Source organism: Alteromonas sp. W364, assembly GCF_031846205.1.
GTDB lineage: Bacteria > Pseudomonadota > Gammaproteobacteria > Enterobacterales > Alteromonadaceae > Glaciecola > Glaciecola blandensis.
On sequence record NZ_JAVRID010000001.1, the window covers coordinates 376552 to 392193 of the forward strand.

General features: G+C 41.4%; 13 protein-coding genes. 6 read left to right on the forward strand and 7 right to left on the reverse strand.

The genetic code is table 11. The features are described 5' to 3' along the window. Positions 1-28 precede the first annotated feature (28 nt). Positions 29-1489 carry a M48 family metalloprotease gene (locus tag RM556_RS01620; RefSeq protein ID WP_311360198.1) on the reverse strand — a complete coding sequence of 487 codons (1461 nt, stop codon included), beginning with the start codon at positions 1487-1489 and terminating at the stop codon, positions 29-31. A gap of 176 nt (positions 1490-1665) precedes the next feature. Between RM556_RS01620 and RM556_RS01625 the strand changes: the two genes are divergently transcribed. Continuing rightward, entirely contained in the window at positions 1666-2748 is a 1083-nt protein-coding gene (locus tag RM556_RS01625; RefSeq protein ID WP_311360199.1) for an AI-2E family transporter, read from the forward strand. 76 nt (positions 2749-2824) lie between these two features. Here the strand turns inward: RM556_RS01625 and bcp are convergent, their stop codons facing one another. Together bcp and RM556_RS01635 are read right to left on the reverse strand one after the other, a co-directional pair. Next, positions 2825-3286 carry a thioredoxin-dependent thiol peroxidase gene (gene bcp / locus RM556_RS01630; protein ID WP_311360200.1) on the reverse strand — a complete coding sequence of 154 codons (462 nt, stop codon included), beginning with the start codon at positions 3284-3286 and terminating at the stop codon, positions 2825-2827. Continuing rightward, complete coding sequence (locus RM556_RS01635) at positions 3264-3824, reverse strand: ACT domain-containing protein (RefSeq protein ID WP_311360201.1); 561 nt, start codon at positions 3822-3824, stop codon at positions 3264-3266. The genes bcp and RM556_RS01635 overlap by 23 nt, the downstream gene beginning before the upstream one ends. Positions 3825-4007: 183 nt before the next feature. On the opposite strand from RM556_RS01635, the gene dapA reads away from it, so the two are divergent. From dapA to RM556_RS01655, 4 genes are all read left to right on the forward strand, one after another. Continuing rightward, positions 4008-4886, forward strand: coding sequence for a 4-hydroxy-tetrahydrodipicolinate synthase (dapA, locus tag RM556_RS01640; RefSeq protein WP_311360202.1), 879 nt, complete (start codon positions 4008-4010; stop codon positions 4884-4886). 11 nt (positions 4887-4897) lie between these two features. Further along, the gene (bamC, locus tag RM556_RS01645; RefSeq protein WP_311360203.1) at positions 4898-5998 is read left to right on the forward strand and encodes an outer membrane protein assembly factor BamC; all 1101 of its coding nucleotides are present in this window, start codon (positions 4898-4900) and stop codon (positions 5996-5998) included. Between the two features lie 11 nt (positions 5999-6009). After that, positions 6010-6723 carry a phosphoribosylaminoimidazolesuccinocarboxamide synthase gene (gene purC, locus RM556_RS01650; protein ID WP_311373689.1) on the forward strand — a complete coding sequence of 238 codons (714 nt, stop codon included), beginning with the start codon at positions 6010-6012 and terminating at the stop codon, positions 6721-6723. A gap of 70 nt (positions 6724-6793) precedes the next feature. Next, positions 6794-7657, forward strand: coding sequence for a DsbC family protein (locus RM556_RS01655; RefSeq protein WP_311360205.1), 864 nt, complete (start codon positions 6794-6796; stop codon positions 7655-7657). Between the two features lie 97 nt (positions 7658-7754). Here the strand turns inward: RM556_RS01655 and yfaE are convergent, their stop codons facing one another. The 4 genes from yfaE to ubiG all read right to left on the reverse strand — a co-directional run bounded on the left by yfaE (position 7755) and on the right by ubiG (position 12702). After that, positions 7755-8027 (reverse strand): class I ribonucleotide reductase maintenance protein YfaE, encoded by a 273-nt coding sequence (gene yfaE, locus RM556_RS01660; protein ID WP_311360206.1) that lies wholly within the window; start codon positions 8025-8027, stop codon positions 7755-7757. Position 8028: 1 nt separating this feature from the next. After that, complete coding sequence (gene nrdB, locus RM556_RS01665; protein WP_311373690.1) at positions 8029-9159, reverse strand: class Ia ribonucleoside-diphosphate reductase subunit beta; 1131 nt, start codon at positions 9157-9159, stop codon at positions 8029-8031. A 35-nt stretch (positions 9160-9194) separates the two neighbouring features. Next, positions 9195-11516 (reverse strand): class 1a ribonucleoside-diphosphate reductase subunit alpha, encoded by a 2322-nt coding sequence (gene nrdA, locus RM556_RS01670; RefSeq protein WP_311373691.1) that lies wholly within the window; start codon positions 11514-11516, stop codon positions 9195-9197. Between the two features lie 475 nt (positions 11517-11991). Then, entirely contained in the window at positions 11992-12702 is a 711-nt protein-coding gene (gene ubiG / locus RM556_RS01675) for a bifunctional 2-polyprenyl-6-hydroxyphenol methylase/3-demethylubiquinol 3-O-methyltransferase UbiG (RefSeq protein WP_311360209.1), read from the reverse strand. Between the two features lie 246 nt (positions 12703-12948). Here ubiG and gyrA point away from each other — a divergent pair, with 246 nt between their 5' ends. Beyond that, positions 12949-15597, forward strand: a complete 2649-nt coding sequence (gene gyrA, locus RM556_RS01680; protein WP_311373692.1) for a DNA topoisomerase (ATP-hydrolyzing) subunit A — start codon at positions 12949-12951, stop codon at positions 15595-15597. Positions 15598-15642 lie beyond the last annotated feature (45 nt).

The following is a 15642-nucleotide window of genomic DNA, read 5'->3' on the forward strand; positions in this document are numbered from 1 at the left end:
GTCTAATCCTCAGTAGACCTCCACTGGCTTATAATCTCTCTAAGGTTTCCATACGATTGCGGAACTGCTGGATTCTCGCTTTAATTCTTTGTTTCTCTAAGTAATCTTCACCCGTTTCGTTATAAGCGAAATTGAGTTCATCTATTGCTTGCGGGTATGCCAATACAAGGCTAAAACGTTCGGCGCTCGCTTTGTACATTTCCCTTTTTTGACCCGTTCCAGTATAGGCATCAATAAGCAAGGTGTACGATAAGTAGTGTTCTGGATCGACTAGTAGTATATCTCGTAAAATTTGAATAGCCGGCGCAAACTGCTGGTCTTTTATCATTGCATTTGCAAGGTTCAACGCGAGTACCTTATTCTGTGGCTTGAAAGACCAAATCGGCTTAAGCAACTCGATTGCCTTCTTAGGCATATTTCGTTGAATATAAACGTCAGTCATGGCATCCAGATAAAATAAATTTTCTGGTTGATTGGCCAGCAACTCACTCAATATTTGATAAGCTGATGCATACTGTTCAGCTTCGAAATAGGATAATGCTAAGCCATATAGCGCAGCTTCTCTTATGACATATTGTTGATTTTGAAGTTGATAAGCAAAATAACTAATATTACGTTGTGGATTGCCCTCATATCTAGCGATAACACGCGCCTTAGCTAATTGAAATTGAAGGCTGGGAGGAACAGAACGACTGCCATAGGTCGCTGCTCTTGCACGCGTTTCAGAAATTCGATTCTCTGGCACTGGGTGAGTACGCAAGAATTCTAGTTCCTTACTGCTACCTCTGTTTTGCACTGCTAATTTACCAAAGAATGCAGGGGCACCCTGAGGGTCAAAGCCAGCTCTTGCAAGCATTGCGATGCCAATATTGTCGGCTTCTTGTTCCATGTTTCGAGTATAGTTTATTCGACTCTGTGCAGCACCTGCATTTCCCGCACTGATTGCTGCAACACCGGCTTCAGGATCTGCCATGGCTAATAATATTCCGCCAATCAGTGTCGCAATTTGCAATGGGGCGCTGCGTTTCTGCGCTTGGTTAGCCCGTGCTAAATGTCGTTGCGTTACGTGAGCCACTTCGTGGGCAAATACTGATGCTAGTTCACTTTCACTGTCTGCTTGAGTAATAAGGCCGCTATGAATGCCGACGTGGCCACCAAAGAATGCGAATGCATTTATTGTCGAATTATTGAGTGTAAAAAACGTAAATGGAAACTTTGCATTGTCAGCTTGAACAACAAGTTTGTTTCCCAAGTCTTGGATATATTCGTTTAAAACCGGGTCGTGAATGATAGGTGCTTGACCTCTCAATTGGCGCATAATGGCATTACCCACCAGGACTTCTTTATCAATCGTGAGAGTGTCTGAGGCAACAACGCCAATTTCAGGAAGCTTGTTTTTATCGCTATTAACACTCTGGCTGCTAGCAATAATTGGCAGCGAAAAGCAGGTAAGCACGATGAATAATTTACGAAAAGTAATATTGCGCATGAAAATAGTTTCAAATTCCTTTGTAGTTTCACAATGAAGAACGGTCTCATCTTCTTTAATACTCAGTATAGACCGATATAGTACAAGATAGTTTCAGTAAATCTGGTTTTCATACGAAACTAGGTTTACCATAAATGCATCAGAGCAATAAATCAAAATATAGGAATACTTTATTCATGTTCGGCGTTTTCGATAGATGGTACAAACGCAAGTTCTCAGACCCTAATGCGATGATGCTTTTGTTGTTGATTATCATATCAACAGTCGTATTGCTTGTCTGGGGTGGCATTTTAATGCCTGTTATTGTCGCTGCCATTATTGCTTATTTACTTGATTGGCCAGTAACTCGATTAAATAGACGCGGGATGAATAGAACCCTCGCTACAGCACTTACCCTAGTGGTGTTTATATTAGTGAGTATTTTGCTATTAGTCGGTCTTGTGCCCGTAATATCAAAACAGAGTGTCAATCTTGCTCAAGAATTACCCCTTATTTGGGATTCTGGTCAACGTTGGTTAACAAGTTTGCCAGAAAAGTACCCTGATTTAATTCAAGTTGATTACATAAAAAATACAATGGACAGCGTTAACGAACATCTTGTCGACTTGGGACAACAAGTCATCAGTGTATCGGTGAGTTCTATTGGTAACTTAGCAGCCTTGTTGATTTACATGATATTGGTACCCTTGATGGTATTCTTTATGTTGAAAGATAAGCAGATTTTTTTACAAAGCATTTCAAACATCTTACCAAAGGAACGCAGATTAATTACTCAAGTAGGTGAAGAAATGAATTTGCAAATTGCGAATTATATCCGCGGCAAAGTCATTGAAATCATTATTGTAGGTGGGGTCTCATCCGCAGCATTCGCTTTTATGGATTTACGCTATTCATTACTGCTTGGCGTGCTGGTTGGTTTCTCCGTTCTCATTCCTTATATTGGTGCGGCGGTAGTTACCATACCGGTGGCCATTGTTGCATTGTTTCAATTTGGGCTCAGTTCTGAATTCGGGTACCTGATGCTGGTGTATGCAATAATTCAAGCCTTAGATGGTAATTTACTTGTTCCTGTCTTGTTTTCTGAAGCCGTGAGTCTGCATCCACTTTATATCATCATAGCGGTGTTAGTCTTCGGTGGCATGTGGGGTTTTTGGGGCGTGTTTTTTGCAATCCCCTTAGCAACCTTGGTAAAGGCTGTGATCACGGCCTGGTCTACGCCAGTGCCAGAACAAGTTGATGAAGAAACGCCGTTAGCGTAATAAAAAAACGCGCTTTTTGTTTGGCGCGTTTCTCGATTATCGACTGCACTGGTCGTAGAAGACCAAGCACTAGTAGTTAAGCTAGTAAATCCAGTACCGCTTGGTGATGATCTTTCGTTTTAAACTTATTTAACACATGGCTAATTACGCCACTTTCATCGATAAGAAAACTCATACGATGTATCCCATCATACTCTTTACCCATGAATTTTTTGAGTCCCCAAACACCAAAGGCGTCGGCAACAGCATGATCTTCATCAGATAAGAGGGTGAAGTTTAGAGATTCTTTTTCTATAAATTTAGGTAGCCGTTTCACTGCATCAGGGCTGATGCCAAGTACAACCACGTTCTTGCTATCAAGCTCAGCTTTAACGTCACGTAAATTTTGGGCCTGAATGGTACAGCCAGGTGTCATTGCTTTCGGATAAAAGTACACCAATACTTTTTTACCTGAAAAGTCGTTTAGGCTGACATCTTCATTATCTTGGTTTTTAAGGACAAACTCGGGGGCTTTGTCACCAGCTTTCAATGTGTTCATTTTCTTCCTTAACTTCGTTATGGGTTACTTTACCTGACAGTCCCAAGGAGCACATCAGGGTTTTAACTTCGCTATCAAAAGCAATTAAATCGACTTCTTTGGGCGCACTTAGCACCATCTTACATTTTACAGACTGCTTATGCGTCGTCATGTCTGTAAAGGTCTTTTGCCTTAGGGCGCTGACAGATACTTTATTGTTCGCCAAAAACGTGGTGACTTTTTGAATCAAACCAGCAGTATCTTCGCCTGCAAATTCGAGATGGACTAGTTGTTCCAAATTCTGTTTTGCATGTCCGCTTGTACGCTTAATCATTGATAGAAGATCATGCTCAATACAGAGTGCTGATAAGGCCATTTCTAACTTCGTGATTGCAGATAAAGTACCTTCAACAATCATGGATAGTGAAAAGTCTTGGCCATAAATAGCGTGTCGGCTATCCAAAATGTTACAACATTTTTCGTGCACGCAAGCGCTTATTTCGCTCAAAATGCCGAGCTTGTCAGGACCTAAAATATTGACAATGACTTGATGTTTCATAGTGAATTTTTTTTGCAATAAAAGAGGCCGCAGAGTGTAGCATAGCTCTTTGCTGTGTCATATTTTTGGATGAAAATTAGACGATTAGAAGAAGAACAAAAAAAAGTACCCAGTATTACCTATATAAGCTTGTGTTTAAGGGCTTTGAACACTAACATGACGGGCAAGTTTTAAGGGGGAATAATGTTTAAAGGAAGTTATGTTGCCTTGGTCACTCCAATGCACGCTGACGGAAAAGTCGACCAACGCAGTTTGGAAGCCTTAGTAAAGTTTCATATCGACAATGGCACTCACGGCATCGTTGCTGTTGGCACCACGGGTGAAAGTGCGACATTGCCTTTTAACGAGCACATAGATGTTGTCAAAGACGTAGTCAAACTGGTAGATAAAAAAATACCCGTTATGGCAGGCAGTGGCGCAAACTCGACAGCTGAGGCTATCTTTTTAAGCGAACAAATGGCTGACACGGGTGTTGACGGTTTCTTAAGTGTCGTCCCTTATTATAACAAGCCTCAACAGGCTGGTATGGTTGCTCACTTTGAAGCAATCGCTGACGCGACAGATATTCCTTTGATGTTATATAATGTACCCGGCAGAACCGTAGCCGATATGCTGCCTGATACTGTTGCTCAACTCGCTGAACATAAAAACATAGTCGGTATTAAAGACGCAACTGGCGATTTACAAAGATATGCGACGACGAAAGCACTAGTCCCTGACGATTTCTTGTTCTTCAGTGGCGATGATGAAACTGGATGCAATTTCATGTGTGAGGGTGGTGACGGCGTTATATCGGTAACGGCTAATGTTGTTCCCCAAGCGATGAGCAAAATGTGTAATGCTGCATTGAAAGGGGACGTTGAAGCGGCGCAAATGATTAACAAAGATATCACGGAGCTGCATCGTCAGCTCTTTATCGAACCAAATCCAGTTATGCCCAAGTGGGCGTTGTATAAAATGGGTTTAATCGAAGACGCTTTTTTAAGACTTCCTATGGTATTGCCTGAACTTAATAGTAAAAATGCAATCGAAGAAGTCCTAAGCGCGTTGAAATTAATTTAGTTAGGTTTTTAATGAATAGTAAAGTCATAGGTTTAAGTTTGTTCGCCCTTGCTGTAAGCGGGTGTGCCAGCAAAGAAGAACGTCAAATAGCATCTGGTAGTTATCAGTATTTAGAAGCCTCACAACAAAAAGTGTTGGAAGTCCCTGCTGAGTTAGATACACCGCAGTTTTCCAGACGGTATGAGCTTCCTGAGCTAGGTGAAAATGCTGATCCAAGTCTGGTAGGCGAACGCCTAAAAGTTGTTTCACCAGCGTTAATATTGCCGCTTGTGGCTGGTTCACACGTCGAGGAAGGTTCAGAAGATGCGAAAGTATTGTTTGATCAGATAGATGATAGCGAACCATTGCAAAAAACCGTTTGGGATACTGTCCTGAAGTATCTCGAAAAAAATCAAATTGGCGTTGAAAGTTTCGAACCTGACAATCGCTTATTGGTCACTGATTGGGTTGTTGAGATGGTAGAAACTGAAAGTGCATGGTATGACTTTACAGATAGTTTTAAACCAGTCAGAAAGAAATTTAAGTTCACAATGAATGTGGCACCTCACGGAAGAACCGCTTCGTTAAAAAGTAATTTAATTGCTTACGAAGATCCGGAAGACAATAAAACACTCTCTCAGGTAGATGTGATAAGTAAAAGAAATGAAGAGTCAGCATTTTTGAATTCTGTGATAGCTGAGTATGACTTTGGTCTGCGTTTGGCTCGTACTCAAAGAATCGCCATGATTCGTCAAGGTTTTGATAGTAATATGGGCTTTAATGAAGACGGTGAACCCGCCATCATGGTTGATGCTGAATATGAAAATACATGGCCACGTCTGTTGCTCGTTTTGAGAAAAATGGGATTTGATGTAAAAGACTTAGACCAATCTACCGGTTTGTTGTTTGTTCAATACACTGGAGCTGAACAGTCATGGTGGGGCAACCTATTCGGTTCATCTGAAGGCTTACAAATTGAGAAAGAAGACTATCGTTTGAAGGTCAGTGATGTCGGTGAGAAAACGGCAGTCACTTTTATGAACGATGAAAGTGCACCTTTTGATACCAAATTAATTACAGAAGTGTTTGCACCGTTTAAAGAGTATATGGGCACTGAAAATTTAGATATTTAGGAATAGGGTAGATGCAAAAGAAAGATGAGTTGTACCGCGGGAAGGCTAAAACTGTATTCCTAACAGATAGTGATGACAAGTTGGTGTTGTTTTTTAGAAACGATACCTCTGCATTCGACGGTGAAAAAATTGAACAGCTTGAGCGTAAAGGTGAGGTGAACAACAAGTTCAATCACTACATTATGCAAAAATTAGAAGCTGCGGGTATTCAAACACAGGTCGAAGAATTACTTTCTGACGCAGAATGTTTGGTGAAAAAGCTCGATATGATACCGGTTGAGTGTGTCGTCAGAAATATCGCTGCCGGTTCAATGGTCAAGCGTTTGGGCGTAGAAGAGGGTTTGGTCCTTAGTCCTCCAACGTTTGAATTCTTCTTGAAGAATGATGCATTACACGACCCGATGGTGAACGATTATCATATTACCGCTTTTGGCTGGGCGACTCAGGACCAAATTGAGGAAATGAAACGACTGACTTTTGCTGTCAATAATGTGCTCAAACCATTATTTGAAGAAGGCGGTATGCTGCTGGTCGATTACAAACTAGAGTTTGGGCTCGACGCCGATGGCAACATCGTTTTAGGTGATGAGTTCACACCAGATGGTTGTCGTTTGTGGGATAAGGAAACGCGTAAAAAATTAGATAAGGATCGATTCCGTCAGGGTTTGGGTTCAGTTGTCGAATCATATATCGAAGTAGCAAAACGTATAGGTTTAGAGCTGTAAAACTATGCTAACATTTTTCATTTAAGAGTAGCTCAGGGCTACTCTTTTTGTTTCAAAACAGGAAATAAACATGTTTAAGAAAACGCTATTGGCTCTTTTTTCAATGACGCTTATGTCATGTGGTGATGCGACAAACGATGCAACAGCGGATACCGCTGCGACTGCAGAAGTCAGCCAATCACCAGGTGTCAATTCAGGGATAGTCGATAAAAGTCTTAGTTTAGACGAAGTTAAAGCGAATTTAGCGGCGGCAAATGTCAGATTTGGTGGTGCTAATATTGTTGTACACAGAGAGCTTAGTGAACTCAATTTACCTGGCCTTTACGAGGCATCCATTGATGGACAATCCCTTGTTGTAACTAGCGATGGAAAAACTGCAATTGTCGGTGATGTTTTCAGCTTATCTACAATGACGAACCTAACCCGATTGGAAAAACAAAAAGGTCAAGTCGTGCTTGCTGAACAAGAAATTGCGAAGTTGGATGAAAGCGACTTTGTGACTTATCCCGTCAGTGGAACAAAAGTCGGACAGCTATATGTGTTTTCTGATACGACCTGCGGTTATTGTAAAAAGCTGCACCTAGAAATTGAAAATTATCAACAAGCGGGTATTGAAGTTAAATATATACCTTATCCACGCAGTGCATTAATGGATGGTGAGCCAGCCTTTGAAAGAATGAAACAAGTCATGTGTGCTGAGGATAAAACAAAGGCGATGACAGAAATTAAAGCAGGTACTGATAATGGTGCATATGTGAAAGAGTCTTATCCTGACAGCTGTGTAGATAGCATCAGAAAAGGTCAGTTAGCAGGACGTAAAGTTGGATTAGAGGGAACCCCCCTCATGTACCTAGTTGGTGCTGACATCCAAATAATTCCTGGTTATCAAGCTTCAGAGAATGTTATTTCCTTATTTAAAAATAGCAGCAAATAAATTGTCTAAATAAAAAAGCCCGAGTGGACTTATCTCCTCTCGGGCTTTTTGTTATCTGCGCATAAATAAGAAGCTGGCTATGTAAATTGACCTAACCTTAGTAGAGCTTTATTTCGATATCAGATGTAGGTTTACAACAACAGGCTAGGATCTCATCGTCATCAATAAAGGCGAGGGGATCTGTTTGATATTCAACATCGCCTGAAATTAACTTTGTTCGACAAGCACCACAGTAACCTTCTCTGCAATGATAATGCACCTCTACTTTCTGCTTCTCTAAATGAACCAACAAGCTAGTGTCGTCTTCAATAATATATTGTGAGTCCGAGTGTTCTACTCGGACTTTGTACGTCCCTGATTCTTCAGACACCTTACAGTTCAAACGCCTCGAAGTCGTCTGATGCAACTTCACTGTCTATTTGGCCTACCAAGTAAGAGCTTATCTCAGTTTCCTGAGGTGCAACTTGGACGTTATCTGAATTCAAATAGTTATTCATCCATGGTAGCGGGTTACTTTTCACATCGAAAGGTTGCCCCATACCTATTGCTGCCATCCTATGGTTAGCAATATATTCTACATACTGGCTAAGAATCTCTTCATTTAGGCCTAACATTGAGCCATTCTTAAACAAATAGTGAGCCCATTCTTTTTCTTGTTGAACGGCTTTTAAGAAAATCTCTTTGGCTTCTTCGTGGCATTCTTCAGCGATTTCAGCCATTTCTGGATCATCTTTGCCTTTCGCCCACAAATTTAGAACGTGTTGAGTAGACGTTAGGTGGATATTCTCATCTCTGGCTATTAAGCGTATGATTTTTGAATTGCCTTCCATCAACTCTCGCTCGGCAAATGCAAAGGTACACGCGAAAGAAACATAAAAGCGGATAGCTTCAAGCGCATTCACAGAGTTCATGCATAGATATAGTTTCTTTTTCAGCTCGCGCATGGTGATACCAATTGTTTCACCATCCACTTCGTGTTCACCTTCACCTTTGGTTTGCCAAAGCTGTGTAGCAAAGATTAGATCGTCGTAGTACTTAGAAATATCAGTTGCTCTCTTCGCTATTTCTTCGTTTACCACGATATCATCAAAGATTTCACTCGGGTCAGTAAAAAGATTCCGCAATATGTGCGTGTAAGAACGAGAGTGAATAGTCTCAAAGAATGACCATGTTTCGACCCAAGTTTCTAATTCAGGAATAGAGATGATAGGTAAAAACGCAATGTTAGGGCTTCGGCCTTGAACTGAGTCCAACAAAGTTTGGTACTTTAAGTTCGAAGTGAAGATATGTTTCTCAGCATCAGTCAGCTTTTGAAAGTCCATTCTATCTTTACTTACATCAACCTCTTCTGGTCGCCAAAAGAAAGAAATTTGTTTTTCGATTAGCTTCTCAAAAATAGGGTGCTTTTGCTGGTCATAGCGAGCCACGTTTACCGGATTACCGAAAAACATTGGCTCTATCATTGTGTTATTACTTTCTTGATTAAAAGTCGTGTATTTCATTTTTATTTAGTCACTTATAGGATTAATCAATCAGGTTAAATTTTACATGCGCCGCCGGCACAATCGTCATCTTCTTCAATTACGACTTCTTGCACTGGCTTATCTACCGCCTCGGCAACGTAGGCCTTATCAGTACTGTCGGTAGCACCATCTCGGGTGTTATGGTAATACAAGGTTTTCACACCAAGCTTGTAGGTTGTTAATAGGTCTTTCAACAAGACTTTCATCGGTACCTTGTTTCCTTCGTACTTACTTGGGTCATAACTCGTATTAGCCGATATCGTTTGGTCGATAAATTTCTGCATGATGGCTACTAACTGCAAATATCCATCGTTAGATTTGATATCCCATAACAACTCGTAGTCATTCTTTAGATTTTGATAATCAGGAACAACCTGCTTCAAGACGCCGTCTTTACTAGCTTTTATACTAATATGACCGCGTGGTGGTTCAATACCGTTTGTTGCATTTGAAATCTGAGAAGAGGTTTCAGACGGCATTAGGGCTGAAAGAGTACTATTTCGTAAACCATGTTTTACGATATCTGCACGCAGAGTATCCCAATCGTAATGCAATGGTTCATTGCAGATACCATCCACATCTTTTTTGTAGGTGTCTACTGGCATTAAACCTTGTGAGTAGGTTGTCTCATTAAATTTAGGGCAAGCACCTTTTTCTTTCGCTAATTGCATAGACGCTTTTAGCAAATAATACTGCATTGCCTCAAATGTTCTGTGCACAAGGCCGTTGGCACTGTGGTCGCTATATTTCACACCATTCTTAGCGAGATAATAGGCAAAATTAATAACACCCACACCTAAAGTTCTTCGACCCATTGTTGCATTGTAAGCAGCTGGAACAGGGTAATCTTGGTAATCTAATAGACTGTCTAGCGCTCTTACTGCCAGATCCGATAGCTCTTCAAACTCATCTAAGCTCTTAATTTCACCGAGGTTAAAGGCAGAAAGAGTACAAAGCGCAATTTCACCTTCTTCATCGTTTACGTGCGATAAAGGTTTGGTTGGAAGGGCAATCTCTAAACATAAGTTACTCTGGCGAACAGGCGCAACTTTTGGATCAAATGGGCTGTGAGTATTACAGTGGTCAACGTTTTGCAAATATATACGACCTGTACTTGCACGCTCCTGCATAAACAAACTGAATAGTTCGATCGCTTTGATATGCTTTTTGCGAATGCTGTCATCAGCTTCATAAATAGCATACAAACGTTCAAATTCATCCTGGTCCGCAAAGAAAGCATCATATAAACCAGGCGTATCTGAAGGGCTGAACAAAGTGATGTAGTCATCCTTGATCATGCGGGTATACATTAACTTGTTAAATTGAACACCATAATCGAGGTGTCTAACGCGGTTCTCTTCTACGCCACGGTTATTCTTCAACACCAATAGTGATTCGACTTCCATATGCCACAGTGGATAGAACAAAGTTGCAGCACCACCACGAACACCACCTTGTGAACAACTTTTGACAGCTGTTTGGAAGTATTTGTAGAACGGAATACAACCAGTGTGGAATGCTTCACCGCCACGAATTGGGCTCCCTAAGGCTCTAATTCGACCAGCGTTTACACCGATACCGGCTCGTTGACTCACGTATTTTACGATAGCTGATGCAGTCGCATTGATTGAATCCAAGCTATCGCCTGCTTCGATGAGTACACAAGAGCTGAACTGACGAGTAGGGGTTCTTACACCAGCCATAATTGGCGTAGGTAGTGACAATTTAAAGGTAGATGCCGCATCGTAGAAGCGCTTGATATAATCCAAACGGCTTTCTTTCGGGTATTTCGCAAATAAACACGCAGCTACAAGTACATATAAAAACTGTGCACTTTCATAAATTTCGCCGCTAACGCGGTTTTGAACTAAATACTTTCCTTCAAGCTGCTTCACTGCGGCGTAGCTGAAGTTCATGTCTCGCCAATGATCGATGAAATCGTCCATTTGTTCAAATTCTTCTTTCGTGTAGTCGACCAGCAGATGATCGTCATATTTCTTCGCTGCAACCAATTTAGTGACATGGTCATACAGCGCTGGCGGCTCAAATTGGCCGTAAGCTTTTTTACGAAGATGGAAAATGGCCAGTCGAGCAGCAAGGTACTGATAATCAGGAGCATCAGTTGAAATGAGGTCGGCCGCTGATTTGATCATTGTCTCGTGAATTTCAGCTGACTTAATACCGTTATAAAACTGAATTTGTGCCTTTATTTCTACTTGAGATACTGAAACATCACTTAAGCCTTTTGCTGCCCATGTTACTACTTTGTGGATTTTGTCTAATTCGAGAGGTTCTTGAGTGCCATCTCTTTTTGTTACTAGCAGAGTGTTATTCATTTTTTATCGCTCTATGTGGTCGTCGCCGCTTGCGCTTAGCGTGTTTTAGTTCCCTTAATGCTTAATTCGCCGAATTCTTCTGACCTTAAGGTACTGTCAGGATTTGCTGAACGCTCTTATTGGGCGTCTTTGTGCATATTAAGAATGAGTGCCTAACTTGCCAAATTATGTATGACATTTGAGACTTATTAGATCACAGGTCGTAATTAAGTAAACACAAGATAGTGAGGTTTTGATGCTTATGCAACCCAATATATAGTGATTTTTACGTTTACTGACACTAGTTAATTTTAGGTTGGTATCTACTAACGTTGGGAACAAAACAAAACAAGGCTTATGTGTGTTGCAAGAAAAATTTAAAAATTAATTTTGAGCTAAATTAATTTAATCTAAAAAGCAGTTATTTATTCCTAATTGTTTTAATGAAAACACCTTATATAGTGTTGATTTTTCTATAACTCACTACATCTGGTGTTTACAGCGGTTTTTGACAATGAATGATGTAATTTACATCTACATTCTTCTTGCTGAGGTAATATTGTTGTTTCAATGGATCAAGGTGTAAGCCTGTTATGTCTTTAGATACCAAAGCACTATTTTCTATCCAACTAGTTAGTTCTGCAGGTCGAATGAATTTAGCATGGTCATGCGTCCCTTTGGGAACCAAGTTCAGCACGTACTCAGCGCCAATAATGGCCATTAACCAACTTTTTATATTGCGATTTAAGGTAGAAAAGAAAACATCTCCGCCAGGCTTGACCAGATTGGCACAAGCGTTCACAACTGAAGTAGGGTCAGGGACATGTTCGAGCATTTCTAAGCAGCAAACGACATCAAAATGACCGGGGTCCTGTTCGGCCTTTTGTTCAGCTGAACAATATTCATAGTGCACCTGCAAACCGGATTCCAAACCATGCAGTTTAGCGACTTCAAGCGAGTCTTTTGCTAAGTCTATTCCCGTGACTTCCGCACCCAGTTTCACCATAGCTTCAGATAGGATTCCGCCACCGCACCCTACGTCTATTGCTTTTTTTCCGAACAAGCCACCAGACTTTTCCTCTATAAAGGAAAGTCGAATGGGATTTATATCGTGAAGTGGCTTAAACTCGCCGTTTAAATCCCACCATTTTGACGCTAGTGCTGAAAATTTTTCAATTTCGTTGTTATCGACATTAACTGACGGCATGCCTTCCTCTTCTATTTATGCGATTTAAGGGCGTCTTCACGCGGGATTGCATAATTCATCAAATTTTATGTAATTATTATGACATAAATCTACATATTCAACAGTCTTAATGATAATATCTTGAGGCTGAATAAAGTGGGTTATAAAAATAACAAGTGAGTGCGTCGCAACAGATTAACGTTCATTTAGAGAATGAATAGCATCAGTTAGTGATTCCTCTACAAATAACAAAGGACAGTGCAGTTCATGACTGATAACGCTAAAGAAATCCTACCGATTAATATCGAAGATGAATTAAAAAACTCTTACCTCGATTACGCGATGAGCGTTATCGTTGGCCGAGCATTACCAGATGTAAGAGACGGTTTAAAACCTGTGCATCGCCGCGTTCTATTCGCGATGAACGAATTAAAGAACGATTATAACAAACCCTATAAGAAGTCTGCGCGTGTCGTAGGTGATGTTATAGGTAAATATCACCCTCATGGTGACTCCGCGGTGTACGACACTATCGTCCGTATGGCCCAACCTTTTTCATTGCGTTACATGCTTGTCGACGGTCAAGGAAACTTTGGTTCTGTTGATGGTGACTCAGCCGCGGCAATGCGTTACACCGAAATTAGAATGGCTAAAATCGCACACGAATTGTTGGCTGACCTTGAAAAAGAAACCGTCAATTTCGTTCCAAACTATGACGGCCAAGAACATATTCCCGAAGTTTTGCCAACGAAAGTACCTAATCTATTAGTAAACGGTTCCTCAGGTATTGCTGTTGGTATGGCAACCAACATTCCACCGCACAATTTAACCGAAGTGATTAATGGCTGTATCGAGCTCATCAATAATCCAGAACTCACTTTTGAAGAACTGCTCGATATTATCCCTGGTCCAGATTTCCCAACGGCTGCAATTATCAGTGGTCGTAAAGGCATCATCGACGCCTACAAGACAGGACGAGGAAAAATTTATCTTCGTGCACGAGCGGAAATTGAACAAGAAGACAATGGTAAAGAGACCATTATTGTTCATGAGATTCCGTATCAGGTAAACAAGGCTCGATTGATTGAAAAAATCGCAGAGCTAGTGAAAGAAAAACGTGTCGAAGGTATCTCAGCCTTACGGGATGAATCAGATAAAGACGGCATGCGCATCGTTATTGAAGTCAAACGTAATGAATCTGCGGAAGTCCTATTGAACCACTTATATGCCAACACGCAGTTGCAAACGGTGTTTGGTATCAACATGGTTGCCCTTGATAATACGCAGCCACGTGTATTTAATCTGAAAGATATTTTACAAAAGTTCATACTACACCGCCGTGAAGTCGTGACCCGTCGTACCGTTTTCGAATTGAAGAAGGCGCGTGACCGGGCACACATCCTTGAAGGTTTAGCAATTGCACTGGCAAATATCGACCCCATTATTGAGTTAATCAAGAAGTCGCAGAGCCCGTCTGACGCGAAAAAATCACTTATCGCTCAGGGGTGGGGCTTAGGTGATGTGGCTGAGATGCTAGCGAGAGCGGGCAACGATGCAGCTCGCCCAGATTGGTTAGCGCCAGAGTTTGGTATTCGAGATGGTCAATATTTCCTAACGGAAGAGCAGGCTCAGGCCATTCTTGACTTAAGACTGAATAAATTGACAGGTCTTGAGCATGATAAAATTCTTGAAGAATACAAAGCCTTGCTTGATATCATTGCAGAACTATTGCATATCCTTGCTAGTTCAGAGCGTTTGATGGAAGTTATTCGTGAAGAGCTTGAGGCTGTAAGAGAAGAGTTTGGTGACGAACGTCGTACCGAAATTACCGCAGCGAGTCATGACATCGATATTGAAGACTTAATAGAAAGAGAAGATGTTGTTGTTACATTGTCACGCGAAGGTTATGTCAAATATCAGAAGCTGTCTGATTATGAGGCGCAACGCCGTGGTGGTAAAGGTAAGTCGGCTACGAAGATGAAAGATGAAGATTTCATTGAGAAATTATTAGTCGCAAACACACATGACCATATCTTGTGCTTCTCAACGCGTGGACGTTTGTATTGGCTGAAAGTTTATCAATTGCCGCTTGCAAGTCGTAACGCAAGAGGAAGACCTATCGTTAATATTCTACCTCTTGAAGAGGGCGAACGTATTACAGCTATATTGCCTATCCAAGAATTTGAAGCGGGCAAATACGTTTTCATGGCAACAACCAATGGTACAGTGAAGAAAACCGAGTTAACTCAATATTCACGTCCGCGTGCTAACGGTATCATTGCGGTGAACCTGAATGACGGAAATGAGCTAATTGGCGTCGACTTAACTGATGGCAGCAGTGAAATCATGCTGTTCTCTGATGCGGGTAAAGTAGTCAGGTTCTCAGAAGACCAAGTTCGCCCTATGGGCCGAACTGCAACAGGTGTTCGCGGTATTCGTTTGATGGATAATGAGAAAGTCGTTTCACTCATCGTTCCTCAAGGGGAGGGTGACATCCTAACCGCCACTGAAAATGGTTTTGGTAAACGCACACCCATCGGTGAATATCCTGCTAAGAGCCGAGCGACTAAAGGGGTTGTTTCTATTAAAGTCTCTGAACGCAATGGTTTAGTTGTTGGCGCTATTCAAGTAGACGAAAGCAAAGAAATCATGTTGATCAGCGACCAAGGCACTCTAGTAAGAACGCGAGCGTCTGAAGTGTCTACAGTAGGCCGGAATACGCAAGGTGTACGTCTGATTAGAACTGCTGAGGATGAAACAGTGGTTGGCTTGCAACGTATCGACGAAATCGAAGATGAAGGTGTAGAGCTAGATGAAGATGGTAATCCCATTGTAGTCGAAACTGCAGATGCTGCTGAAGATGCAACCAATGCTGAAGGCACTGCAACACCGGATGACGCGCCTGACGCTGAATAGTGAATTGTTCGATAGCCGAATAATTTGAATTAGATAAGCGGCATG